This window comes from Acidovorax sp. SUPP2825, from assembly GCF_030158995.1.
Taxonomy (GTDB): domain Bacteria; phylum Pseudomonadota; class Gammaproteobacteria; order Burkholderiales; family Burkholderiaceae_C; genus Paracidovorax.
Map to the genome: position 1 here is coordinate 1 of NZ_BQXK01000014.1, position 22,745 is coordinate 22,745.

The 22,745-nt window shown below is 69.1% G+C and carries 22 protein-coding genes and 1 tRNA gene; 12 read left to right on the forward strand and 11 right to left on the reverse strand.

Annotated elements, in window-relative coordinates:
* The 3 genes from AVAK2825_RS17290 to AVAK2825_RS17300 form a co-directional block, all read right to left on the reverse strand.
* Positions 1-530: DUF6538 domain-containing protein (locus AVAK2825_RS17290; protein WP_284401128.1), on the reverse strand; the 530-nt coding region annotated here is incomplete at its 3' end.
* 121 nt (positions 531-651) lie between these two features.
* Positions 652-725: transfer RNA gene (locus AVAK2825_RS17295), tRNA-Gly, on the reverse strand.
* Between the two features lie 11 nt (positions 726-736).
* The gene (locus tag AVAK2825_RS17300) at positions 737-1,687 is read right to left on the reverse strand and encodes a pseudouridine synthase (RefSeq protein WP_284401131.1); all 951 of its coding nucleotides are present in this window, start codon (positions 1,685-1,687) and stop codon (positions 737-739) included.
* A 147-nt stretch (positions 1,688-1,834) separates the two neighbouring features.
* On the opposite strand from AVAK2825_RS17300, the gene AVAK2825_RS17305 reads away from it, so the two are divergent.
* Positions 1,835-2,302: a hypothetical protein gene (locus tag AVAK2825_RS17305; RefSeq protein WP_284401133.1), complete on the forward strand. Its 468-nt coding sequence runs from the start codon at positions 1,835-1,837 to the stop codon at positions 2,300-2,302.
* Positions 2,303-2,375: 73 nt separating this feature from the next.
* Here the strand turns inward: AVAK2825_RS17305 and AVAK2825_RS17310 are convergent, their stop codons facing one another.
* Together AVAK2825_RS17310 and AVAK2825_RS17315 are read right to left on the reverse strand one after the other, a co-directional pair.
* The gene (locus AVAK2825_RS17310) at positions 2,376-3,980 is read right to left on the reverse strand and encodes a rhodanese-related sulfurtransferase (protein ID WP_284401135.1); all 1,605 of its coding nucleotides are present in this window, start codon (positions 3,978-3,980) and stop codon (positions 2,376-2,378) included.
* A 5-nt stretch (positions 3,981-3,985) separates the two neighbouring features.
* Positions 3,986-4,654 carry a cysteine dioxygenase family protein gene (locus AVAK2825_RS17315; protein WP_284401138.1) on the reverse strand — a complete coding sequence of 223 codons (669 nt, stop codon included), beginning with the start codon at positions 4,652-4,654 and terminating at the stop codon, positions 3,986-3,988.
* A gap of 207 nt (positions 4,655-4,861) precedes the next feature.
* Here AVAK2825_RS17315 and AVAK2825_RS17320 point away from each other — a divergent pair, with 207 nt between their 5' ends.
* Entirely contained in the window at positions 4,862-5,968 is a 1,107-nt protein-coding gene (locus AVAK2825_RS17320; RefSeq protein ID WP_284401139.1) for an LLM class flavin-dependent oxidoreductase, read from the forward strand.
* Between the two features lie 66 nt (positions 5,969-6,034).
* On the opposite strand, the gene AVAK2825_RS17325 is transcribed toward AVAK2825_RS17320, so the two are convergent.
* The 4 genes from AVAK2825_RS17325 to AVAK2825_RS17340 form a co-directional block, all read right to left on the reverse strand.
* Positions 6,035-8,581, reverse strand: coding sequence for a TonB-dependent siderophore receptor (locus tag AVAK2825_RS17325; protein ID WP_284401141.1), 2,547 nt, complete (start codon positions 8,579-8,581; stop codon positions 6,035-6,037).
* A gap of 86 nt (positions 8,582-8,667) precedes the next feature.
* A complete protein-coding gene (locus AVAK2825_RS17330) occupies positions 8,668-9,672 on the reverse strand; it encodes a FecR family protein (protein WP_284401143.1) in 1,005 nt (334 codons plus the stop codon).
* Positions 9,669-10,181 (reverse strand): sigma-70 family RNA polymerase sigma factor, encoded by a 513-nt coding sequence (locus tag AVAK2825_RS17335; RefSeq protein WP_284401145.1) that lies wholly within the window; start codon positions 10,179-10,181, stop codon positions 9,669-9,671. The genes AVAK2825_RS17330 and AVAK2825_RS17335 overlap by 4 nt, the downstream gene beginning before the upstream one ends.
* 71 nt (positions 10,182-10,252) lie before the next feature.
* Entirely contained in the window at positions 10,253-11,209 is a 957-nt protein-coding gene (locus AVAK2825_RS17340; RefSeq protein ID WP_284401147.1) for a LysR family transcriptional regulator, read from the reverse strand.
* A gap of 98 nt (positions 11,210-11,307) precedes the next feature.
* On the opposite strand from AVAK2825_RS17340, the gene AVAK2825_RS17345 reads away from it, so the two are divergent.
* The gene (locus AVAK2825_RS17345) at positions 11,308-12,546 is read left to right on the forward strand and encodes an MFS transporter (protein WP_284401149.1); all 1,239 of its coding nucleotides are present in this window, start codon (positions 11,308-11,310) and stop codon (positions 12,544-12,546) included.
* Positions 12,547-12,564: 18 nt separating this feature from the next.
* On the opposite strand, the gene AVAK2825_RS17350 is transcribed toward AVAK2825_RS17345, so the two are convergent.
* On the reverse strand, positions 12,565-13,599 hold the full coding sequence (locus tag AVAK2825_RS17350; protein WP_284401152.1) for an ABC transporter substrate-binding protein: 1,035 nt from the start codon (positions 13,597-13,599) through the stop codon (positions 12,565-12,567).
* 235 nt (positions 13,600-13,834) lie between these two features.
* Here AVAK2825_RS17350 and AVAK2825_RS17355 point away from each other — a divergent pair, with 235 nt between their 5' ends.
* The 5 genes from AVAK2825_RS17355 (at position 13,835) to AVAK2825_RS17375 (ending at position 18,913) form a co-directional block, all read left to right on the forward strand.
* Positions 13,835-14,650, forward strand: coding sequence for a class II aldolase/adducin family protein (locus AVAK2825_RS17355; protein WP_284401153.1), 816 nt, complete (start codon positions 13,835-13,837; stop codon positions 14,648-14,650).
* Positions 14,647-15,792 carry an acyl-CoA dehydrogenase family protein gene (locus AVAK2825_RS17360; protein ID WP_284401154.1) on the forward strand — a complete coding sequence of 382 codons (1,146 nt, stop codon included), beginning with the start codon at positions 14,647-14,649 and terminating at the stop codon, positions 15,790-15,792. The genes AVAK2825_RS17355 and AVAK2825_RS17360 overlap by 4 nt, the downstream gene beginning before the upstream one ends.
* A gap of 82 nt (positions 15,793-15,874) precedes the next feature.
* On the forward strand, positions 15,875-16,834 hold the full coding sequence (locus AVAK2825_RS17365; protein ID WP_284401155.1) for an ABC transporter substrate-binding protein: 960 nt from the start codon (positions 15,875-15,877) through the stop codon (positions 16,832-16,834).
* A 344-nt stretch (positions 16,835-17,178) separates the two neighbouring features.
* On the forward strand, positions 17,179-18,246 hold the full coding sequence (locus AVAK2825_RS17370) for a methionine ABC transporter ATP-binding protein (RefSeq protein WP_284401157.1): 1,068 nt from the start codon (positions 17,179-17,181) through the stop codon (positions 18,244-18,246).
* A gap of 1 nt (position 18,247) precedes the next feature.
* Positions 18,248-18,913 (forward strand): methionine ABC transporter permease, encoded by a 666-nt coding sequence (locus AVAK2825_RS17375; protein WP_272547794.1) that lies wholly within the window; start codon positions 18,248-18,250, stop codon positions 18,911-18,913.
* Between the two features lie 54 nt (positions 18,914-18,967).
* Here AVAK2825_RS17375 and AVAK2825_RS17380 read toward each other — a convergent pair whose 3' ends face one another.
* Positions 18,968-19,753 carry a GNAT family N-acetyltransferase gene (locus AVAK2825_RS17380; RefSeq protein WP_284401165.1) on the reverse strand — a complete coding sequence of 262 codons (786 nt, stop codon included), beginning with the start codon at positions 19,751-19,753 and terminating at the stop codon, positions 18,968-18,970.
* 131 nt (positions 19,754-19,884) lie between these two features.
* On the opposite strand from AVAK2825_RS17380, the gene AVAK2825_RS17385 reads away from it, so the two are divergent.
* The 4 genes from AVAK2825_RS17385 to AVAK2825_RS17400 all read left to right on the forward strand — a co-directional run bounded on the left by AVAK2825_RS17385 (position 19,885) and on the right by AVAK2825_RS17400 (position 22,715).
* On the forward strand, positions 19,885-20,682 hold the full coding sequence (locus AVAK2825_RS17385) for a MetQ/NlpA family ABC transporter substrate-binding protein (RefSeq protein WP_284401167.1): 798 nt from the start codon (positions 19,885-19,887) through the stop codon (positions 20,680-20,682).
* A 244-nt stretch (positions 20,683-20,926) separates the two neighbouring features.
* A complete protein-coding gene (locus AVAK2825_RS17390) occupies positions 20,927-21,406 on the forward strand; it encodes a rhodanese-like domain-containing protein (RefSeq protein ID WP_284401170.1) in 480 nt (159 codons plus the stop codon).
* 70 nt (positions 21,407-21,476) lie between these two features.
* A complete protein-coding gene (gene epsC / locus AVAK2825_RS17395) occupies positions 21,477-22,376 on the forward strand; it encodes a serine O-acetyltransferase EpsC (protein WP_284401172.1) in 900 nt (299 codons plus the stop codon).
* 69 nt (positions 22,377-22,445) lie between these two features.
* The gene (locus AVAK2825_RS17400) at positions 22,446-22,715 is read left to right on the forward strand and encodes a helix-turn-helix domain-containing protein (protein ID WP_284401174.1); all 270 of its coding nucleotides are present in this window, start codon (positions 22,446-22,448) and stop codon (positions 22,713-22,715) included.
* Positions 22,716-22,745 lie beyond the last annotated feature (30 nt).

Here is a 22,745-nt window from a genome sequence, read left to right on the forward strand (position 1 = left end):
TCTGCCAGCATCTTATTTTTGAAGGTTTTAATATCTTCTTTTGAGTAGGAGTTGATATCTACGCTTGAAAAATAATTGCGGAAAAACTCAAAGGATTTTTTGTATTTGTAGACCGTTGTACTCTTGAGGGTGGGGGTGAGCTCAGACAGGAAACCAGCCACCGCCTCATCATAAGTAGTGATTTTGATATTATTAACTGGTGCTGCTTGCAGTGAATAACCAGCAGCGTGGGCTTTGCCCATCGCCTCCAGGATTTTCAATCCGCGCTCCTGCTCTTCAGCGGTATCAGCCTGAAAAATTCCATTTTTCAGGTCAATATTAATCAGCTCCCGAATATTATCCAGATTAATAAATGGCTTGGTCATTTCAACTCGCAGGTTCAATACGGCAGCTTTTGCCCTTGCTACCTTATTTTCACGAGTTTTGAGGGAGAAATACAGGCACTTCTGTTGTGTACCTGCGACTGCGCGAGGCAGGACCACCCTGAAGAAGTAGACACCTGACTTTTTGTCCCGGATGAGCCGGGGCATGGGGATCGGCATGTTGGAAGCTCCAACTGCCTAAATTTCTAGCAACTGTGTGAGTTCTAGGTGTGAGTTGCGTTCTTCATCTATTGGAAAAAATCGTTATGAATCAACGACTTACAAGAGATGGAGCGGGTGAAGGGAATCGAACCCTCGTATGAAGCTTGGGAAGCTGCCGTTCTACCATTGAACTACACCCGCAGCGGTGCGGATTATAGGCACGGCGGGGCGCGATTTGATCGATCCACCCCTCCGTCCAGCGGCCGCAGTTCGCGGGCGCTGTCGAAACGCCGCGCGGCGCCCGTCACCGGATCGTCGAACACCAGCGACCGCGCCAGCAACTGCAGCGGCTGCGAAAAGTCGCCTTCGGGCGGATCGTTGACCACGGGATAGAACGCGTCGCCGCGCAGCGGCAGCCCCAGCGCGGCCATGTGCACGCGCAACTGGTGGCGCTTGCCCGTCACCGGCGACAGGCGGTAGCGGGCCCAGGCGCCGACCACCTGCAGCACCTCGATGCGCGTGAGCGTGTTGGTTTCTCCCGGCACTTCCTGCATGCGAAAGAACTGCGGGCTTTCCTCCATGCGGCTGGCGTGCTCGCGGGGAAAGGCCAGGTCGTCGCGCCACGGCGCGACGGCTTCATAAGTCTTGGCGATGCGGCGGTCGCGGAACAGGGCCTGGTAGGCACCGCGCGTTTCGCGCTGCACCGAAAACAGCACCAGCCCGGCGGTGTCGCGGTCGATGCGGTGTACGGGGGTGAGGTCGGGCAGGTTCAGGCGGCGCTTGAGCCGCACCAGCAGCGTGTGCTGCAGGTAGCGGCCCGTGGGCACCACGGGCAGGAAATGCGGCTTGTCGGCCACGAGGATGTGGTCGTCCCGGTAGAGAACGGCTTCCTCGAAGGGAATGGTGGTTTCCTGCTCCAGGGCCCGGTAGTAGTACAGCCGGATGCCGGGAACGAAGGGCCGCTCGGCCGTGGCCGGCACGCCGAACTCGTCGACCACTTCGCGCGCGGCCATGCGCTGCAGCCAGCCTTCGCGGCCCACGGCGGGCAAGCGCTCCACCAGAAAGTCCAGCAGGCTGCCTTCGCCAGTCGAGGGCAGCGCCACGCAACTGGGGCTCACCCCGTCGCGCATGGGCAGGACGCGGGGATCGTGGCGGTTGTACATGGCGGGCCGATTGTAGTGAGCCGCTCCGCCTGGGCCCGCTGCCCCCGCGCCATGGCGATTTCGTGCCCCCCCACCGAAGGGGGGTTGGCTGGAATGGCCCGGCGTGGTCCATTAGGGCCCCGAAATCTCTCACCCGAAGGAACCGCCATGCCAGACAGCGCGACGCCACTCCGTTGCAGGGTGCGATGGCCCGCCATGGGCGTGGCGGCCGGCCTGGCCTGCGTGCTGTCGGGCTGCGCGCTGACCGGCACGGCCGGCTATCCGCCAAGCGCATCGCGCGTTCTGGCCGTGCCCGCCGACCTGCCCACCCCGCGCCTGTTCGACTGCGCTGCGGCCAGCCTGGCGCGCATGTCCGAGGCCAGCAGTGCGTGGCCGGGGATCACGCGCAGGGACGATGCACAGGGCCTGCTGGAGTCGGGCCACTTTCCGGAGTGGAACCGCAGCGGCTTTCGCATGCGCATCGAGCGCCCGCCCGGGGGCGGCGAGGCCACGCTGACCCTCAAGGCCGGCGGTGCCTACCTCGCCGACCTGGGCGCGGCGCAGGCGATGAACGATTTCGAGGCGGTGCTGAGGCCCTGCATTGGCGCCGCAGGCGGTGGCAGAACTCAAGGCTGAAAGCCTGAAGCCTTTTGGGCCCGATGCCCTAGGGTTTCATGCCTTTAATGCTATCAATTAAATAGCAATTCCTTCAGGCGACCGCAAAGCCGTGCGTGCCGTCGCGCGCCAGTTGCTCCACCAGTCCGAACTCCCAGTCCAGATAGCCCTGCATGGCTTCGCGCGGGGCGTCGGTGCCTTCGTAGGGGCGGCGATAGCGGTCGATGCGTGGGGAGGCCAGGCGCGATTCGCCGTGCTCCAGGGGCAGGTTTTCTTCGATCCATGCCAAGGTGCCGCCTTGCAGCACGGCCGTGGGCGCGCCGGTCAGCCGGGCGACGGCTTCGGCGGCATGGCGGGCGAGGGCGCTGGTGCCACAGGTCAGCACGTAGCGGCTGCCGGCCGGTATGTGCGCCAGCGCCTGGGCCAGTTGCGACCGCAGGACGAACCAGGCGCCCGGAATGTGGCGCCGCACATAGGCGGCACTCGCGGTGAAGTCCAGCACCACCGTGTGCCCCTCGGGCTCCTCGCGCAGCCAGCGGGCGAGCTGCCGCGGCGCGACCCAGGTCAGCGGCCCGTGCGGCTCGGGCGCGAGCGGCGGGGGCTGGCCCGTCTCCAGCGCGGCGGCAGGATCGGCGCCGTCCAGCACCCACACGTCCCAGCCCATCTGGGCGAGCCAGGACGCGGTCATGTTCGCTCGCGTGCCATCGTCGTCGGCCAGCACGATGCGGGCGCCGCGCACGGGCGCCGCATGGTCGGTTTCCTGCACGAGCTGGCCGCCCGGCGCGCTGCGAAACCCGGGCAGGTGCCCGGCCTCGTACTCCTCGGGCGTGCGCACGTCGAAGCGGTAGGTGGTGCGGCCGGCTTCGGCGGCGAAGTGGGTGAGATCGGCCGGGCTGGCCCGGCGCACGCCGGCGCGGTCCGCCACCGCACGGGCGCGGGCGGCGGCAGCGGCGCGCTGCTCCGGCGGCACGGGCAGGAAGCGGCGGTCGGCGCCATGCTCCAGCGTCTGGCCGGCCAGCAGCCAGCCGATGGTGCCGTTGCGCAACGCGGCCACCGGATTGGGCAGGCCCGCGTTCACCAGCGACTGCGTGCCGATGATGCTGCGCGTGCGCCCGGCGCAGTTCACGATGATGCGGGTGGCCGGGTCGGGCGCGAGCGCCTGGGCGCGCAGCACCAGTTCCGCACCGGGCACGCTGATGCCGCCCGGGATGTTCATGGTCTGGTATTCGTCGAAGCGGCGCGCATCCAGCACCACCACGTCGGCCTTGGCCTGCAGCAGCGCCTGCACCTCCTCGGCCGGCAGCGAGGGCGTGTGGCGTTCGCTCTCCACCAGTTCGCCGAAGGCCTTGCTGGGCACGTTCACGTCGATGAAGAGCTCGCCGCCGGCCTCCTTCCAGCCCTGCAGGCCGCCTTCCAGCAGCGACACGTCGCTGTAGCCCAGCGCGCGCAGGGTGCGCGCCGCAGGCTCGGCCAGGCCTTCGCCGTGGTCGTACACCACGATGGGCGTGGTCCGGCGGGGAATGCGGGTCCAGGCGTCCAGCTCGATCCGCCCGGCGGGCAGGTTGGCGGCGAAGAGCGGGTGGCCTTCGGCGAACGGGGCCTCTTCGCGCACGTCGAGCAGTGCGATCTCCTGCTGGTCGAGCAGGGCCTGGCGGACCTGGTGGGGGCGGGTGGTGGCAAAGGCGGCGGTATCGGTCATGGCACTCATGGGGCGGCGGAGGCGGAGGGAGCGGTGTGGGAGGCCGGGCCGGCGAGCGGCTGGTTCCAGAGGTTGGGCAGGGTGGCGTTGCTGTAGCCGGAGACGAAGGGGCGCACGGAGCCGTCCTCGCGGTACACCGACCGCTGCACTGCCCCGATGTTGGCGCCGTACACGTGGATGCTGATGGAGGTCGCGTCGGCCAGCGCGTTGCTCACGCGGTGCACGTCGCCGATGGTGGGCGAGACGGCCTCGGTGTCGCCCGGCTGCAGCTGGTGGGGGGCGCCGCGGGGCTGCCACCGGCCATCGCCGTCCTGCCCGTAGGCCTGAGACAGCTCCGCGCCGCGCAGCATGCCCACCAGGCCCCACACCGTGTGGTCGTGGATGGGCGTGGCCTGGCCCGGACCCCAGACGAAGCTCACCACCGAAAAGCGCCCCAGCGCATCGGCATGCAGCAGGTATTGCTGGTAACGCTCGGGATCAGGCTGGGCATATTCCGGCGGCAGCCAGTCGTCGTGCGAGACCAGGTCGGCCAGCAGGGCGCTTCCGCGCGCGAGGATGTCGGGCTCGGCCGGGCAGGGCTCCAGCAGGGCGGCGATCTGCTGCACGAAGTGGCGCAGGCGGGCCGTGTTGGGCGGGTTGTTCACGGGGGCGGTGGGCGAGGAGGCGGTTGGCATGCCGCCATTGCACCAGCCCGGCCACCGGCAAGGGAAGCGGGTTTTTCATATGCATGCATGTTTTTCTTCTTTCCTCCAGCAACCCGGACCCACGGCGCCCCGGCAGAAACCGAATGACCACAGGCGTTTTTCTTCTTTGGCGCGGGTGGGCGCGATGCCCATCATCGGTGGCTCGCTGTCTGTCTCACGTTCCTTCAAGGAGTCTCCATGGGTGTCCAGTTCATCGGCATGATCCAGCCGCACGAGGTGTCAGAAACCATCGCCCGCAAGGGCCCGGCCGTGGACCCGGCGTACGTGCGGGCCTTTGCCCAGGCGCATGAGCACGCGGGCTTCGACCGCATCCTGGTGCCGGCCAGCGGCACCGGCCCCGACACGCTGCTGACCGTGGCCTACGCCGCCTCGGCGACGCAGAAAATCGCCTTCCTGCTGGCGCACCGCCCCGGCTTCGTGGCGCCGACCCTGGCCGCGCGCCAGCTGGCCACGCTGGACCACTACACCGGCGGCCGTGTGGCGGTGCACTACATCTCGGGCGGCTCCGATGCCGACCAGCAACGCGACGGCGATTTCCTGGGCCACGACGAGCGCTATGCCCGCACCGACGAATACCTCACGCTGCTGCGGCGCGTGTGGACCGAGGACAGCCCCTTCGACCACCACGGCACCTACTACCAGGTGAAAGCCGCCGCGTCCGAGGTCAAGCCGCTGCAGGCGCCCTATGTGCCCATCTACTTCGGCGGCGCCTCCGCGCCCGCGCTGAAGGTGGCCGGCAAGCATGCCGACGTGTATGCCCTGTGGGGCGAGTCGCTCGCCCAGGCCGGCGACCTGGTGCGCCAGGTGCGCGCCGAGGCCGCGCAGCATGGCCGGCACATCGAATTCAGCATCTCGTTCCGCCCCATCCTGGGCCGCACCGAGGAAGAGGCCTGGGCCCGCGCGGACCAGATCCTGGAAACCACCCGCCGCCTGGGCGTGCCCCAGGGCCACGCGCGCGGCGCCGGACCGCAGCAGAGCGAGGGTGCGCAGCGCCTGCTGGCCGATGCGGCCAAGGGCGACCGCGTGGACGAGCGGCTGTGGACGGCCATCGCGCGCGAGACCGGCGGTCGGTCCAACTCCACCTCGCTCGTGGGCACGCCCGAGCAGGTGGCCGACGCGCTGCTCAAGTACTACGACTTAGGGATCACCACGTTCCTGATCCGCGGCTTCGACCCCCTGGTGGATGCGATCGAGTACGGCCGCGAACTGTTGCCGCTGGTGCGGGCGAAGGTGGCCGAGCGGGATCGGGTGAATGCCAATCGGGCGGCGTTGAAGGTGGCCTGATTCCGTCGTGTCCGCGTCTCCGAGCGCGGTGTGCTCAGGGCAGCCCACCGCGCTCGCAGTTCTGGATCACCAGCTATAGCGCGCCGTCAGATAGACGCTGCGCCGCTCGCCGTAGTAGCACCCCGTGGATGCGATGCACGAGGCCACGTACCGCTTGTCGGTGAGGTTGGCCACATTCAGTGCCAGCCGCACGCCTTTGAGCGATGCCTGCACCCGGCCAAGGTCCCAGCGGATGGCGGCGTCGAACAGCGTGACGCTGGGGACGAGGAAGAGGTTGGCGTTGTCCCCATAGCTGCTGCCCGTGTGCCGCGCACCCGCGCCCACCGACAGGCCAGCGAAGTCTTCGCTTTGCAGCGCATAGTCCAGCCACAGCGCCGCCTGCTGCCGCGGCACGAAGGCGAACCGATTGTTCTGGATGCTGGTGCCGGCCGCGTTGGCGTTGGCACGCGTGACGCGGCTGTCGGTGTAGGCATAGGAGGCAATGGCGTCCAGGCCCCGGGCGAGGGGGCCACGCGCCTCCAGCTCCAGTCCGCGCACCCGCACCTCGCCCGTCTGCTCGTTGAACGACCGGCTGAGCGGATCCGGCGTGAGCACATTGCGCTGGGTCAGCTCGTAAACGGAGGCCGTGAACATGGCGGGCGATCCCTCCGGCTGGTACTTCACGCCCACTTCGGCCTGACGCCCGGTCGTGGGATCAAAGACCCCGCCGAGCCGGTCGGTGCCAGCCGCAGGCTGAAACGAGGTGGAGTAGCTGATGTAGGGCACCACGCCGCCGTCCAACGTGTACATGAGCGCGGCGCGGCCGGTCCATTGGCCGTCTTCCTGGTTCGTGGCCACCGACCGGCCGGTGGCCGTGGTCAGCGTGCGGGTGGCCGTGTCTGCCCGGTCGTATCGGCCGGCGAACACGCCGGTCCAGCGCTGCCACCGCATCTGGTCCTGCGCATAAACACCCACCTGGCGACGCTTTTGTTCAATATGGCTGCCCACCGTCGGCACCACGCCGCTGTCGGTGCCGTACACCGGCTCGTAGGCGTTGAAAGGCCTGGCAAGCACACGCAGGTTGCTCTCGTCATAGGCCGCCCGCTCGTCCGAAAAGTCGATGCCGGCCAGCACGGTGTGCGCCACCGAGCCGGTGCGGACATCGGCCTGCGCCTGCGTGTCCACGGTCCACAGGTCCGCCGCTTCCGGAAAAGCCCAGGCATAGCGTGCCAGGGCCGCGGGGTTGCAGGCGCCCTGGCAGAAGGCCTGGATGCGGCGCGTTTCTGCCGTGACCTTGCCGTAACGCAGGTTCTGCCGCAGCGTGAGGTCGCTTGCAAGGCGGTGCTCCACTTCGTAGCCGACGAAGCGCTGCCGATTCTGGTAGCGGTCGAAGCCTGGCTCGCCGACGAAGGTGCGGGTCGGCAGCGCGGCATACCTGCTGGTATCCAACGTGCCCGCAGCGGGCAGGGCGGGTGCCCCGCCTCCGCCGGGCGAATCGAGGGACTGCCACTGGCCCAGCAGGGTGACCTGGGTCGCATCCGCCGGGCGAAACGTCAGTGACGGAGCGAAGTAGGTCTTCTTCTCCGATACCGCATCGAACGAGGTGTCGGCTTCGCGGCGCAGGCCCACCAGCCGATAGCTCCAGACGCCGTCGGCGTCCAATGCCCCGCCGAGGTCGAAGGCGGCCTGCTTGCGCTCGTGGCTGCCCGCCTGCAGTTCGATCTCGCGCACCGGCACCACGGTCGGGCGCTTGCTGACCATGTTGATGAGCCCGCCTGGCGCGGCTTGCCCGTACAGAACGGACGACGGTCCCTTGACGACTTCGGTGCGCTCCAGTCCCCAGGGTTCGATGCGGGGCTGCGAATAGCCACGCGCACCGAAGGGAAGGCGCAGGTTGTCGAGGTAGCGCGCCGGCGGGGTGAAGCCGCGCAGGGTGAACCAGTCGTAGCGCAAATCGGTGTTTCCGTACTGCGCGACGATCCCCGGCGTGTAGCGCAGGCTTTCCACCAGCGTGGTGGCCCCCTGGGATTCCATCTGGCCGCGCGTGACGACCGAGATGGACTGGGGTGTTTCCATCAGCGGCGTGTCGGTCTTGGTACCGCCAGTGGCCCGGCGTGCGACGAAACCGGTGCCTGGGCCCTTGCCCGACTCCACCTCTGCGGCCGCGGTGACGGTCACCGGCGCCAGGGTCGCAGCGCTCGCTGCCGGACGTTGGCCTGTGACGCGCACTTCGGGCATGGCAGCAGTGGGTGCGCTGCGTTGCAAGGTGTAGATCCCGCCGGGGGCCGCCACAGCCCGCAGGCCGGTGCCTTCCAAAGCGAGGGCCAGGCCCTCGTCCACGGTCAGGCGCCCGCGCACGCCCGCGCTGGCAATGCCCTCGGTGAGGGCTGCGCTCGACGACAGCAAGATACCGGACTGGCCCGCGAACTGGCTCAGCACCGTGCTCAATGGACCGGCGGCGATGGCGTAGTCCCGTGCGGCAGGCGCCGCGGTTTGGGACTGCACCGGCATGGCCGCGATGCAGGCCGCGAGAGGCACCGCCGCGACTGCGGCGAACCGCAGCGCACGGGGGCGCACTGGGCGCAGCAGGGGTGAAACCGAAAGACGGCGTGGCAAGGTCGGGTAGGCAGGCATGGTGGCGGTGGGTTCAGAAAAAAAGTTGGGTCGGCATGGGGTATGCCAATCCAACCCGCGAAAGGGGAACCCCGCTGCCCAAAAAATCAACGCGCGGCAGCTCCTGCGGCCGGACTGGCGCGGGCCTCGACCACGGTCCACCAGGGCATGGTCTGGCGGACTTGCACCGGCAAGGTGGCCTGCAGGGCCGACAGGATGCGGTCGGTATCCGCGAGCGGATAAGAGCCGACGATGCGCAAATCCGCCACCTCCGGCGCGCAGGCCAGGTAACCGCGCCGGTAGCGGCGCAGCTCGGCAATGAAGTCGCCCAGCCGCATGCCGTCAGCCACCAACATGCCGCGCTGCCAGTCCGGTAGCGCGCCTGCCTGTCCTGGCGTCAGGTGCACCCGGTCGTGAAGCAGCAGCGCGCCGCGCCCTGCAGGGACGACGACCGGCTCGCCTCGGCCTCGGGGTGCCACGCGTACCGCACCCTCGAACACATCCACGCTGACACCGCCGTCATCTTGGTAGCGCACGGAAAAACGGGTGCCCAGCGCCGTGAGCCTTCCGGGTGCCACATCCACCACCAAGGGCCTTGGCGGACTGGAAGGGTCATGGCCGGAGGTGATGAGCACCTCCCCCCGATGAAGCACAAGGCGGCGCAGCGTGGCGGAGTAATCGACATCCAGGGCCGTCGCCGTGTTGAGCCACAGTTCGCTGCCGTCGGACAAGGCGACGGCGCGCTGCTCTCCCGTGTCGGTCCGATAGGCAGCGACCCATCCGCGCCAAGGGCCAAGCTGCGACACCGCCCAGCCGGCAAGGACCGCTGCGGGCGCCACCAGCAGCGCGCGCCGCACGGTGCGCCGTTGCCGCGATACGGCAGGGCGGCGCTCCAGCACCTGCCGCGCCAAAGGGTTGGCAGCGCCGGCGAAGACGTCCGCCACGGCCAGCACCTGGTCCCAGGCCGCACGTTGGCGGGGCCCGGTGTCCAGCCAGCGCTGCCATTCCTGCCGTTCCTCTTCGCTGACTGCGCCGCCCTGCAGCACGGCGAACCAATCTGCCGCCTGCTGCAGGTCCTCGAAGGAGGGGGACGCCTCCCCCGCCTCCGTCATTCGCCTGCCAGCAAAAGACACTGCAGCATCGCCTGGGCCATGTATTTCTTGACCATCCGCTCCGATACCCCGAGTTGCTCGCCGATCTGGGCGTAGCCCAGGCCGTCGAGCTGCGATAGCAGGAAGGCGCTGCGTGCCTTGGGATTGAGCCGATCGAGCATTTCGTCGATGCGGCACAGTGTCTCGAGCGCCACCGCGCGCTCCTCCGGGGACGGGGTGACCGGCTCAGGCTGAGCCGAGACTGCCGCGGCCCAGGCACGCTCGATGTCGATCCGCCGCCAGTGGTTCACCACCACGCCATGCGCCAGGGTGCGCAGGAAAGCACCCGGTTCGCGCAGCGCCGCCACATCGCGCGACGCCATCAGGCGAAGGAAGGTGTCGTGCGCAAGATCGGCCGCCTGGCACGCGCTGCCCAGCCGCCGCTGGAACCAACCGAGAAGCCAACCGTGGTGGGACCGATAGATCGCGTCAACGGTGGCGACGGCCGCAGGGTGCAGTGAAGTGGGCATGTGGGCAAGCGAAGGCGGAGGACAGGGATGCGAACCATTCGCATTCTATTCGTCCTGGTAGGCCGGCCCTGTCACCCGGCTCCACCTGGCGCTCGCATGCCGGTCAAGGTTGGCAAGGTAGCGCGCATCGCATCCAGAAACCGCCGCAGCCGCGCCGGATAGAACCGGGCATGCGGATAGACCAGGTACACCGGCAGCGGCGCCGCCTGCCACGCGGGCGCCAGGTGCCGCAGGCGGCCCTGGCGCAGGTCGGCCTCCACCGCCCAGGCGGAGGCCACTGCCGCGCCCAGGCCCGCCAGCGCCGCGCTGCGCAGGGCATAGAGGCTGTCGGTGCCCATGCGCGGGTGGATGGCGAAGCGCTCCACCGCGCCGTCCGGCACGCGGGTGAGGGACACCTCGCGTTGGTAGTAGGTGCGCAGGGCCAGCCAGGGCAGGTCGCGCAGCGCGCTCGCGTGCTCGGGCACGGCGCCGCCCGGCAGCAGTTGCGGCGCCGCGACGACGATGCGCGGCACCTCGGCCAGGTGGATGGCGACCACCGAGGGGTCGTCCACCGCCCCGACCTGCACTGCGCAGTCGATGCCCTCGGCGATGAAGTCGGGCCGGCGGTCGTGCAGCAGCCATTCGACCGACACCTCGGGATACTGCCGCAGGTAGTCCGCCAACGGGGCGATGAGCTGCTCCTGCCCGAAGGCATGGGGCACCAGCACACGCAGTGTGCCGCGCGGTGTGTCGTGCGCGCCCCGCAGGTCGGCCTCCATCGCACGCCAGTCGTCCAGCAGCGCCTTGGCATGCGCGAAGCAGCGCTCGCCGTCTTCGGTGAGCTTCATGACATGGGTGGAACGCTGCAGCAGCCTGAGCCCCAGCGACCGCTCCAGCGCCTGGAGCCTGCGGCTCACCGTGGGCTGGGTGGTACCCAGTTGCTGGGCGGCGGCGGAGAGGTTGCCGGCTTCGACGATGCGCACGAAGGTCTGCATGAGTTCGATGCGATCGACGCCGGCAAGGGAGGCCGTGGCAGAGGCTTGCTTCATACGCCAAGCGTATAGCAGATGTGCGCATGAGCCCACTACCCAGAGCGAGGCGGTTCGCACAAACTCCGGCCCATCGCTTCCATTCAAGGGTCTTCCCCATGTCTTCCATTCAAAACCTGCATGCAGCCGCTGAGACGGGTGGTCCTTCCACGGGCGTGCCGGCGCCGCTGTTGCTGCTGCTGGCCACTGCCGCGGGCTTGAGCGTGGCCTCGCTCTACTACAGCCAGCCCATGCTGGGCGTGCTGGGCCCGGACATCCACGCCAGCGAGCGCGCCGTGGGCCTGGTGCCCACGCTCACGCAGCTGGGCTATGCGCTGGGCATCTTGTTTCTGGCCCCGCTGGGCGACCGCTACGACCGCCGCCGCATCATTTTGGCCAAGGCCGCCGTGCTGGCCCTGGCGTTGCTGATGAGCGGGTTCGCTCCCGGCATCGGTTGGCTGCTCGTTGCCAGCCTGGCCATCGGCCTGTCGGCCACGCTGGCCCAGGACGTGGTGCCGGCCGCGGCCACGCTGGCCCCGGTGGCCCATCGCGGCAAGGTGGTGGGCACGGTGATGACCGGGCTGCTGCTGGGCATTTTGCTGTCGCGGGTGGTGAGCGGTTTCGTGGCCGAGCACTTCGGCTGGCGCGCCGTGTACGTGGCCGCTGCCGTGTCGATCGCGCTGATCGGCGTGGCTGCCTGGAAAGGCCTGCCCAGCTTTGCGCCCACCACGCCGCTGCCGTACCGGGCGTTGATCGGATCGATGGCCGCACTGTGGCGCCGCCATGGCGCGCTGCGCCGCGCCGCCTGGGCACAGGGATTGCTGTCGGTGGGCTTCAGCGCCTTCTGGTCCACCCTGGCCGTGATGCTGCATGGCTCGTTCCATCTGGGCAGCGCAGCCGCTGGCGCTTTCGGCCTGGCCGGCGCGGCGGGTGCCCTGGCCGCGCCGCTGGCCGGCCGCATCGCCGACCGCAGCGGCCCGGAGCGGGTGACGCGGCTCGGCGCCGGACTGGCCGTGGTCTCGTTCGCCGCCATGGGCCTGGCCCACTGGCTGCCGCCGCAAGCCCAGCTGGGGCTGATCGTGGCGAGCGCCATCGGGTTCGACTTCGGGGTGCAGGCCACGCTGGTGGCGCACCAGACCATCGTGTACGGCATTGAGCCCGCCGCCCGCAGCCGCCTGAACGCGCTGCTGTTCACCGGCATGTTCGTGGGCATGTCGGCCGGTGCGGCGCTGGGCAGCCTGGCGCTGGCGCAATGGGGCTGGCTGGGGGTGGTGGCGCTGGCCACCGCCGCTTCGGCCGCGGCCCTGGCCGTGCGGTGCCTGCCGGGGCGCGGGGCTGCCACCGCTGCGGCGATCTGAGCGTGTGGCGCGCGGTGCTCAGGCGGCGGCGGGGTCCGCGCCCGCCAGCACCGGGCCGAAGCTGCGGTCCCACAGCGGCGCCACCTGGGCCTTGCCGTCGAGCACGCCCAGTTGCAGGAAGGCATCGGCCACGGACTGGTGGCCCTGCACCACGGCCTCGGTCACGGGGCGCAGGTCGTAGTCGGTGCTGCGGTTGTTCCACAGCTCGATCAGATCGCCCACCGGCACCCGGGTTTCGGCGGCCTGGGCCCGCGCGTAGTCCAGGTAGTTGCCATTGGCCCACAGGTAGGCGCGGCGCAGCCGCTGCAGGTAGTCGGCCAATGCCGCATGGCGCAGTGGATCGGCCACCGCGCGCGGGTTGGCGTAGAGCGGAAAGTTGCCCGACAGGTAGCCCACCCCGGTCTTGAGCACCCGCGCGCCGTAGCGCAGCCGGGCGATCTGGCCGTTGTAGCCGTAGATGGCCCAGGCATCCAGGTCGCCCCGGTCCAAGGCCGACAGGCCGTCGGACGGCGTGAGGCTGACCGGCGTGATGTCCGCGAACGACAGGCCCACCTCGGCCAGCTGGCGGCTCAGGAAGTAATGCGAGGTGGTGGCCCGCACATAGCCCACGCGCTTGCCTTTCAAATCAGCGATGCGGTGGATGGGCGCGTCCTTGCGCGCCAGCGTGACCTGGTTGTTGAGGTCCTCGCGCGTCACGGCCACGAAGCGTACCTGGGCCTTTTGCCGCGCCGCGAACAGTGCCGGGATCTCGCTGCCCGACCCCAGGTCCAGCGCATCGCCGTTGATGGCCTCGATGTGCAGCACGCCGTTGTTCAGCTCGCGCCACTCGATGCGGTAGGGCGTGGCGGCCAGGCCGGCCGCGCTGATCAGCGGGCGCCACAGGCCCTTGTAGGTGCCGATGCGCAAGGTGACGCCGGACAAGTCGGGCCCCGCGGCCGATGGCCGCGCCAGGGCCGGCAGGCCCAGCGCGGCGGCGGCACCGGCGGCCAGCGAGCGTTGCAGCAGCGCGCGGCGCTGCGGGGACGGGGGAAGGGCGGCGGTGTCGGGGCGCATGGCAGGTCCTCGCTTCGGGCGGTTGAGTCGAATGCCCGAGCGTGCGGCCGGAGGGCGCCATCGCCAACAACGGATCCGTAGCAAGCTCATGCGGAAAAGCCGCGCCGGCCCCCGGGGTGCGCCTCATGCCGAAACCGCATGTGTTCACGCGCTTTTCTTCGTTGGTGGGGGCGCCGCGCGCTCCTAAGGTGGGCGCAGTCCCATCCCTCGTTCCCGACCGAAAGCCCATCCCACGATGTCCGCCGTTCTCTCGCTCCCGACCGTCGCGCTGCAGCGCCGCCCCGATCCCCAGCGCAAGGACTGGTTCGACGCGCCGCCGCCGCGCCCCACGGTCGAGGCCGAGCGCCGCCACCGCCAGGAGCAACTGGCCGTGGCGTTCCGGCTGTTCGCGCGGCATGGCTTCGACCACGGGCTGGCGGGCCACATCACGGCGCGCGATCCCGAGTGGCACGACCACTTCTGGGTGAACCCGCTGGGCCTGCATTTCTCGCGCATCCGCGTGTCGGACCTGCTGCTGGTGAACGCGCGCGGCGAGATCGCCATCGGCGAGGGGCCGCTCAACCGCGCGGCATTCGCCATCCACGCGGCGCTGCACGAGGCGCGGCCCGACATCGTGGCCGCCGCGCACACGCACTCCACGTACGGCAAGGCATGGTCCACGCTGGGGCGCACGCTCGATCCGCTGTCGCAGGACGCCTGCATCTTCTACGAAGACCATGCGCTGTTCGACGACTTCACGGGCGTGGTGTGGGAAACGGACGAGGGCTTTCGGATCAGCGAGGCGCTGGGCGCGCGCAAGGCGGTCATCCTGAAGAACCACGGCATCCTCACGGCCGGGCCCAGCGTGGAGTCGGCCGCGTGGTGGTACATCGCGCTGGAAAACGCCTGCCACACCCAGTTGCTGGCCGAGGCCGCCGGCACGCCGCAGCCCATCCGGCACGAGGTTGCGCGCCACACCCATGGCCAGATCGGCGGGCCGGGCGGGGCGCATTTCACGTTCAAGAGCCTGTTCGAGACCGTGGTGCGCGAAGACCCCGGGGTGCTGCAGTGAACGCACCGCTCACCGCCGGCCAGCGGGCCCGCACGCTGGCCGCCGAGTTCGGCGCGCGCGCGGCGGCGCACGACCGCGAGGCCAGTTTTCCGCACCAGAACTTCGCCGATCTGCAGCAGGCCGGCCTGCTGGCGCTCGCTGCGCCCCGGTCCCTGGGCGGGCAGGGCGCGAGTGCCGCGCAACTGGGCGAGGTGATCGGCGCGGTGGCGCAAGGCTGCCCCGCCACGGCACTGGTGCTGACGATGCAGTACATCCAGCACCGCGGCATGGGCCGGCCGGGTAATGCCTGGCCGGTGGAGCGGGCCCGCCAGCTGGTGCAGGAGGCGGTGCAGGGCGTTTCGCTCATCAACGCGCTGCGGGTGGAGCCCGAGCTGGGCTCGCCCGCGCGCGGCGGGCTGCCGGCCACCGTGGCGCGGCGCACGGCAGAGGGCTGGCGGCTCAGCGGGCACAAGGTGTACAGCACCGGCGCGCCGGCGCTGCGCTGGTACGTGGTGTGGGCGCGCACGGACGATGCCGAGCCGCGCACGGGCTCCTTCCTCGTGCGGGCCGGCCAGCCCGGTGTGCGCATCGAGCCCACATGGGACCACCTGGGCCTGCGGGCCAGCGGCAGCCACGATGTGCTGTTCGATGAGGTGGCGGTGCCTGCCGACCACGTGCTGGAGCTGCGGCTGCCCAAGGACTGGGCGCGCGGCGAGCCCGCCATGCAGGCCGAGATGGCGGTGATGCTGGGTTCGCTCTACACCGGTGTGGCCCGCGCGGCGCGCCACTGGCTGGTGGGTTTTCTGCAGGACCGAAAGCCCGCCAGCCTGGGCGCGCCGTTGGCCACGCTGGCGCGCGCGCAGGAGGCGGTGGGCCGCATCGAGGGCCTGCTGTTCACCAACGACCGGCTCATCGCCGCGCTGGCCGCCGCGCTCGACACCGGCGCTCCGCTGCCCTCCGAAGAGAGCGGGCTGGTCAAGGCCATCACCACCCACAACGCCATCGAAGCGGTGCAGTCGGCCCTGGCGCTGACCAGCAACCACGGCCTGGCGCGCAAAAACCCGCTGGAACGCCACCTGCGCGACGTGCTGTGCGGGCGCGTGCACACGCCGCAGGACGACAGCGTTTATCTCGCCGCCGGGCGCCGCGCGCTGGGGCTGTGATCGATGGCCCGCCCGGCGCGGTGGCGCCGTCTCCTTCCTTTTCCTCTTCCTTTTTTCTTCCCTTTCAGAACACGGAGCTTCCATGGCCTTGCAACGGCGACATTTCCACCGCTTCATGACGGCCTCGGTGGCCGCAGCGTCCTTTCTCTCGCCCGTGCTGGGGCACGCGCAGCAGCGGATCGCACTGCGCGCGGGCGACCAGAAGGGCGGGCTGCGCGCGCTGCTGGAGGCGGCGGGCGAGTTGAAGGGCCTGCCCTACGACATCCAGTGGAGCGAGTTCCCGGCCGCCGCCCCGCTGGCCGAGGCGCTGAACGCTAACGCAGTGGACTTCGGCCCTATCGGCGACGCGCCGCTGCTCTTCACCCTGGCGGCCGGCAGCCAGGTGCGGGCGTTCGCCGCCAACCGCTCCGACCCGTACGGCACGGCGGTGCTGGTGCGGCCCGACTCACCCTTGAAGACGGCGGCCGACCTCAAGGGCAAACGCATCGCCACCAACCGCGGCTCCATCGGCCACTTCGTCACGCTCAAGGCGCTGGAGTCCGCGGGCCTGAAGGGTGCGGACGCCGACGTGCGGTTCATTCCGCCGGCCGACTCCAAGCTCGCGCTCACGCAGGGCTCGGTCGATGCCTGGGCCACCTGGGAACCGTATACGGCGCTGGCCGAGACGAGCGGGCATGCGCGGGTGCTGGTCAACGGGCGGGGGCTGTCGAGCGGGCTCAGCTTTCTCGCGGCCACGCAGGGGGCGCTGGACACCAAGCGCGAGGCCCTGCGCGACTTCAAGGAGCGCGTGGAGCGCGCGCAGCTCTGGTCGTACCGCAACGCCCGGCCGTTCGCCGAATCGCTGTCGCGCATCATCGGCATCCCGGTGGAGGCGGCGCAGCTGCAGTTCGAGCGCCGTGCGACGAAATGGGTGGACATCGACGCCGCGGTGGTGGCCGACCAGCAGCGCACGGCCGACTTCTACCTGGCCGCAGGGCTGCTGCGCCAGCGGCTGGATGTGCGGCAGACTTTCGATACGGGGTTCAACCGGGGCCAGGCGTGAGCCGGGGCCTTGGCTGGAGTTTTGGATGAAATATGCCTCCAGCACAATATCCACTAGGGCATATTGCTATGAAATAAATAGCAATCGAATCCACCCGGTGCAGGTTGGGCGCGGGTCGAGGCCCGCTGCGATCCACCGCCCGGCCATCCCGAACGGCCCGAAACCCCAGCGCGGGAAAAGATCGTTTTGCCACGACTTCGGCGCGGCTACATAACCGCAATGTCTTAGCACCCAATTTCAGGGTCGTTGGCGTTTGGGGTGCAAGCCCGTACATTCCCGCATCCGCATTTTTCCTTTTCAGCGCCGCCGCGGCCTGCGGGCCCCGGTGGCGCCATGGCATTTTCATGATCGATTTACGGGGTATCACCCAGATTTACCAGGGCTCGCAGGGGCCGGTGGAGGCGCTGCGCGGCATCGACCTGCACATCACGCCGGGCGAAGTGTTCGGCATCATCGGGCGCAGCGGCGCGGGCAAGAGCTCGCTGGTGCGCGTCATCAACCTGCTGAACCGGCCCACCCGGGGCGAGGTGATCGTGGCGGGTCGCGACCTGACCCGGCTCAATGATGCGCAACTGCGCGAGGCGCGGCGCGACATCGGCATGGTGTTCCAGCATTTCAACCTGCTGTCCTCACGCACGGTGTTCGAGAACGCGGCCCTGCCGCTGGAGCTGGCCGGCATGGACAAGGCCGCCATCCGCGGCCGGGTCGATCCGCTGCTGGAGCTGGTGGGCCTGTCGGCCCTGCGCGACCGCTATCCGGCGCAGATCAGCGGCGGGCAAAAGCAGCGCGTGGGTATCGCCCGGGCACTGGCCAGCCGGCCCAAGGTGCTGCTGTCGGACGAGGCCACCTCGGCGCTCGACCCGGAAACGACCCGCTCCATTCTCGCGCTGCTGCGCCAGGTGAACCAGGAGCTGGGCCTGACGGTGGTGCTCATCACCCACCAGATGCAGGTCATCAAGCAGGTGGCCGACCGCGTGGCCGTGATCGATGCCGGCCGCATCGTGGAGCAGGGCCCGGTGCTGGACGTGTTCACCCGGCCCCAGCAGCCCATCACCAAAAGCCTGATCGACGAGATCGTGCCGCAGGAACTGCCCGCCAGCGTGCTGGACCACGTGCGTCACCTGGCGTCGCAGCTGCGGGCTGCGGGCCAGGGCGGCGTGGGCCAGTTGCTGCGCCTGTCGTATGCCGGCGAGCGCGCCTATCAGCCCATCCTGTCGCGCCTGATCCGCGAGCACGGGCTGGACCTGTCGATCCTGCACGGGCAGATCGACGAGATCCAGGGCCAGACCTTCGGCTCGCTCGCGGTGTATGCCAGCGGCGACGCCGCGCGGCTGGCCACGGCGATCGCGCAACTGCGCGCCGAAGGGGTGGTGGTGCAGGAAGTGCAAGCGAGCGAAGAGAGCGGGGCCTGAGATGTTCGAGAATTTTTCGGAAATGATGCTGGAGCTGTTTGCCACCTCGCTGTGGGAGACGGTCATCATGGTGGGCATCTCGGGCGTGGTCGGCGCGCTGCTGGGCATTCCGCTGGGCGTGTTCCTGCGGCTGACCGACCGCGGCGGCGTGCTGGAGAACGGCCCGCTGAACAAGACGGTGGGCTGGATCGTGAACGCCGTGCGCTCCACGCCGTTCATCATCCTGCTGGTGGCGATCATCCCGTTCACGCGGCTCATCACCGGCTCGTCCATCGGCACGGCCGCGGCCGTGGTGCCGCTGACGCTGGCCGCGGCGCCGTTCGTGGCGCGGCTGGTGGAAGCCTCGCTGCGCGAGGTGGACAACGGCCTGATCGAGGCGGCCCAGGCCATGGGCGCCACCACCGGGCAGATCGTCTGGAAGGTGCTGCTGCCCGAGGCGCTGCCCGGCATCGTCGCGGGCCTGACCATCACCTTCGTCAGCCTGACGGGCTACTCGGCCATGGCTGGCGCGATCGGCGGCGGCGGCCTGGGCGACCTGGGCATCCGCTACGGCTACCAGCGTTTCCTGCCCGACGTGATGCTGGCGGTGGTGGTGGTGCTGATCTTCTTCGTGCAGGCCGTTCAGAGCCTGGGCGACTGGGCGGTGCGCCGGCTGAGCCACCGCTGAGCGGCCCGCAGGAGGGCGCCCGGGCCGGATCGCGTGGTCCGGCGGCCGCCCGCATCAAGGGGTGGATCCAGGTTCTGCCGGCACCCGGTAGTGGTAGCGGTAGGTGTCGGTGAACCCCAGCGCGCTGTACAGCCGCCGGGCCGTGGCGTTCTCGCCGCGCACCTGCAGGTAGGCCGAGCCCGCGCCGCCCGCGCGGCCCCATTGCATCAGCGCCTGGACCAGCGCGCGGCCATGGCCCTGGCCGCGGTGCGCGGGCGCCACCACGATGTCGAACAAACCGACGGCCCCGCGCTCGCGCACGCCCAGGCCGAAGCCCACGGCGTGGCCATGCTGGCGCACGGTGGCGAAGGCGCAGGGCAGGGCGATCGACTGCACCATGGCATGGTGCGTGGCGTGGTGCGCCGCTGCCACGCCGTTGGCGGCGGCGAACCCGTCCAGCCATTCAGCCGTCGGCGCCTGCGCGATTTCCACCGAGGGCTGCGGTGGCGCGCCCTCCAGCAGAGGCGCCTGCATGACCCATGTGGGCTCGAAAAGGGCATAGCCCGCGTCCTGCAGCGCCTGTTCGGCGCTGGCGCTCACCAGCGGCGAGATCCGGAACACAGGCCGCAGGCCCTGGCTGGCGTAGAGGGTTTGCGCCGCCTCGAGCACGCCGTCGAACGGCATTCCGGGTTCCAGCGCATTGACCGAATTGGCCCGCTTGGTGAAACCGCCGGAGAGGCGGAACACCCAGCCCTGGTGGAAAACGGTCTGGCGGGCGGGCCAGGCATTGAATGCGCGTTCTTCCAGGGCGCGCACAGTGGGCAGGTCGAAATCCGGAGCAGAGGTGGCATGGGAGGGCATGCAGGATTTATAGCAGCGCCCTCTGCCCTTGTTTTTATGTCCACCCGTAGTAAGGAAATGAAAACGTATTCTTATGGGTTTTATAAGGCAAACCCTAAGATGCCGACATCTCTTCTCAAAAGGTGTTTTCCGTGAACAAGCGTTTCCTGCTGCAATCGACCCTCGCCCTGGCCCTGGCCGCCGGCTTCCAGACCGGCGCTCTGGCCCAGGACAAGCCGCTGAAGATCGGCGTCACCGCCGGACCGCATGCGCAGATCTTCGAGCAGGTCAAGAAGGTCGCTGAAAAGGACGGCCTCAAGCTCCAGATCGTCGAGTTCAGCGACTACGTGCAGCCCAATGCGGCGCTGGCTTCCGGCGACCTGGATGCCAACAGCTACCAGCACAAGCCCTACCTTGACGCGCAGGTCAAGGACCGCGGCTACAAGCTCGTGTCGGCGGGCTACACGGTCAACTTCCCGATCGGCCTGTATTCCAAGAAGGTCAAGAAGCTCGAAGACCTGAAGGAAGGCGCCAAGTTCGGCATTCCCAACGACCCGACCAACGGCGGCCGCGTGCTGCTGGTGCTGCAGGACAAGGGGCTCATCAAGCTCAAGGAAGGCGCCGGCCTGAAGGCCACGCCGCTGGACGTCGTCTCCAACCCCAAGAAGCTGAAGTTCGTCGAACTCGATGCCGCGCAACTGGCCCGCTCGCTGGACGATCTGGACGCCGCCGCGGTCAACACCAACTTCGCGCTGTCCGCCGGCCTGAACCCCGCCAAGGACGCCATCGCGCAGGAAAGCGCCAAGAGTCCCTACGTCAACCTGATCGCCGTGCGCGAGGCCGACAAGGACAAGCCCTGGGTCGCCAAGCTCGTGAAGGCCTACCAGTCGGAAGAAATCCGCCAGTACATCCAGACGGAATTCAAGGGCGCCGTGCTGCCGGGCTTCTGATCGGCCCGCGTTCGATCAAGCCGCCAGCGCCTTCCCGGGTGCTGGCGGCTTTTTTCATGGGTGCGGGACGCCGAGGTGGGCCGTAAAGAGAGTCAACGAGTTGCTTAGATGTTTTTCGATGGAGAAACCGATTTTTTATTCGTTGGATTCGCGCCGGAGCGGTTCTACATTGGCTTTGGACGGCCAGGCCCCGCCAAACGGACGGCTGCAGCCACCCATTCACACAGATTCAAAGGAACGATCCATGTCCACCGCTGTGCAAGACACCGAACTGCCCCCCGCACTGCAAGCCGCCCACAACGACGCCCAGGCCTTGGGCCTGGCCCACGCCGGCGGCGTGCCGCCCACGGTTGCGTGGGACCTGTTCACCTCGGGCCAGGCCCTGCTGGTGGATGTGCGATCAGGCGAGGAACGCAAGTTCGTCGGCCATGTGCCGGGCAGCCTGCACGTGGCCTGGGCCACGGGCACGGCGCTCACCCGCAACCCCCGCTTCGTGCGCGAACTGGAGGCCGCCATCACCAAGGCCGCCACGCGCGATGCCCCCGTGCTGCTGCTGTGCCGCAGCGGCAAGCGCTCGGTGCTGGCGGCCGAGGCCGCGGCCAAGGCGGGCCTGCAGAATGTCTTCAATGTGACCGAGGGCTTCGAAGGCGAGATCGACGACCGCCAGCAGCGCGGCGCGTCGGACGGCTGGCGCCATCACCGCCTGCCCTGGGTGCAGGACTGACGGCGGCCTCGCGGCCCCACCGGCGGCCCGCCGAGGGCCGCCATTTTTTCATCCCAGGCAGGAGGCCTTGATGGCTGTCTTCGAGATCGATCACATCGTGCAGTCGCTGCACGCCGTCCGCCGCGAATGGCGCGATTCCCAAAAGCGCTCCCAGGAACCCGGCGGGCGCGAATTTCCGTCGCGCGATGCGCTGGCACAGGCGCTGGAGCAACTGAAGGGCGCGCTCTTTCCCATGCGTCTGGGGCCGCACGACCTGCGCCAGGAAAGCGAGGACTGGTACGTGGGCCACACGCTCGACCTGGCGCTGCACACCTTGCTGGCGCAGATCCGGCTGGAGCTGCGCTACGTCGCGCGCCAGCAGGGCTCGGGCGACGGCACGGCCATCGAGCCGCAGGCGCTGGAGGCCGCGCAGGCGTTCGCCGCATCGCTGCCGGACATCCGCCGGCTGCTGGACAGCGACGTGCTCGCCGCCTACCAGGGCGACCCCGCCGCGCGCAGCGTGGACGAGGTGCTGCTGTGCTATCCAGGCGTGCTGGCCATGATCCACCACCGGATCGCGCACCGCCTCTACACGCTGGGCCTGCCGTTGCTGGCGCGCATCGTGGCCGAACTGGCGCACGGCCAGACCGGCATCGACATCCATCCGGGCGCGCAGATCGGCGCGGGTTTTTTCATCGACCACGGCACGGGCGTCGTGATCGGCGAGACGGCGGTAATCGGCGAGCGCGTGCGCCTGTACCAGGCCGTCACGCTGGGCGCCAAGCGCTTTCCCACGGATGCCGACGGTCACTTGCAGAAAGGTTTGCCGCGCCATCCGATCGTCGAGGACGACGTGGTCATCTATGCGGGCGCGACCGTGCTGGGCCGGGTCACTCTGGGGCGTGGGGCAGTCATCGGCGGCAACGTGTGGGTCACTCACGATGTGCCGCCGGGCGGCAACGTCACGCAGGCGGTGTCGCGAGAAGGGTAGGTGCGGCGCAGCCCCCGAAAGCAGGGCGCAGCGCTGTAAAAGTATCAGCAAAAAGAAACAGGGAAACGCATGTCTGTACTGATCAAGAACTTCGGGGTCGCGGTGCGCCAGTCGCGCGAGGCGCAAGGCTGGTCGCAGGAGCGGCTGGCCGAGCATTCGGACCTGAACCGCTCCTACGTCGGGGAGATCGAGCGGGGCGCCGCCATCGCCTCGCTGCTCACGGTGGAAAAGCTGGCCGGCGCCTTGGGCGTGCGGCCCTCGGCGCTGGTCACGCGGGGCGAGTCGATCGGCGATGCGAATCTCGTGCGGGGACTGCAATTGACGGCTATAGCCTGTTGAGCGATGCGCTGGAAGCTTTGACACTGCCCA

What these genes read in the sequence shown, in the direction of transcription:
- AVAK2825_RS17310 (WP_284401135.1), bottom strand. Translation starts at nt 3,980, where the DNA reads ATGACCGATACCGCCGCCTTTGCCACCACCCGCCCCCACCAGGTCCGC.
- AVAK2825_RS17370 (WP_284401157.1), top strand. Translation starts at nt 17,179, where the DNA reads ATGATCGATTTACGGGGTATCACCCAGATTTACCAGGGCTCGCAGGGG.
- AVAK2825_RS17325 (WP_284401141.1), bottom strand. Translation starts at nt 8,581, where the DNA reads ATGCCTGCCTACCCGACCTTGCCACGCCGTCTTTCGGTTTCACCCCTG.
- AVAK2825_RS17330 (WP_284401143.1), bottom strand. Translation starts at nt 9,672, where the DNA reads ATGACGGAGGCGGGGGAGGCGTCCCCCTCCTTCGAGGACCTGCAGCAG.
- AVAK2825_RS17305 (WP_284401133.1), top strand. Translation starts at nt 1,835, where the DNA reads ATGCCAGACAGCGCGACGCCACTCCGTTGCAGGGTGCGATGGCCCGCC.
- AVAK2825_RS17365 (WP_284401155.1), top strand. Translation starts at nt 15,875, where the DNA reads ATGGCCTTGCAACGGCGACATTTCCACCGCTTCATGACGGCCTCGGTG.
- AVAK2825_RS17345 (WP_284401149.1), top strand. Translation starts at nt 11,308, where the DNA reads ATGTCTTCCATTCAAAACCTGCATGCAGCCGCTGAGACGGGTGGTCCT.
- AVAK2825_RS17380 (WP_284401165.1), bottom strand. Translation starts at nt 19,753, where the DNA reads ATGCCCTCCCATGCCACCTCTGCTCCGGATTTCGACCTGCCCACTGTG.
- AVAK2825_RS17350 (WP_284401152.1), bottom strand. Translation starts at nt 13,599, where the DNA reads ATGCGCCCCGACACCGCCGCCCTTCCCCCGTCCCCGCAGCGCCGCGCG.
- AVAK2825_RS17375 (WP_272547794.1), top strand. Translation starts at nt 18,248, where the DNA reads ATGTTCGAGAATTTTTCGGAAATGATGCTGGAGCTGTTTGCCACCTCG.
- epsC (WP_284401172.1), top strand. Translation starts at nt 21,477, where the DNA reads ATGGCTGTCTTCGAGATCGATCACATCGTGCAGTCGCTGCACGCCGTC.
- AVAK2825_RS17400 (WP_284401174.1), top strand. Translation starts at nt 22,446, where the DNA reads ATGTCTGTACTGATCAAGAACTTCGGGGTCGCGGTGCGCCAGTCGCGC.
- AVAK2825_RS17315 (WP_284401138.1), bottom strand. Translation starts at nt 4,654, where the DNA reads ATGCCAACCGCCTCCTCGCCCACCGCCCCCGTGAACAACCCGCCCAAC.
- AVAK2825_RS17390 (WP_284401170.1), top strand. Translation starts at nt 20,927, where the DNA reads ATGTCCACCGCTGTGCAAGACACCGAACTGCCCCCCGCACTGCAAGCC.
- AVAK2825_RS17340 (WP_284401147.1), bottom strand. Translation starts at nt 11,209, where the DNA reads ATGAAGCAAGCCTCTGCCACGGCCTCCCTTGCCGGCGTCGATCGCATC.
- AVAK2825_RS17320 (WP_284401139.1), top strand. Translation starts at nt 4,862, where the DNA reads ATGGGTGTCCAGTTCATCGGCATGATCCAGCCGCACGAGGTGTCAGAA.
- AVAK2825_RS17335 (WP_284401145.1), bottom strand. Translation starts at nt 10,181, where the DNA reads ATGCCCACTTCACTGCACCCTGCGGCCGTCGCCACCGTTGACGCGATC.
- AVAK2825_RS17355 (WP_284401153.1), top strand. Translation starts at nt 13,835, where the DNA reads ATGTCCGCCGTTCTCTCGCTCCCGACCGTCGCGCTGCAGCGCCGCCCC.
- AVAK2825_RS17300 (WP_284401131.1), bottom strand. Translation starts at nt 1,687, where the DNA reads ATGTACAACCGCCACGATCCCCGCGTCCTGCCCATGCGCGACGGGGTG.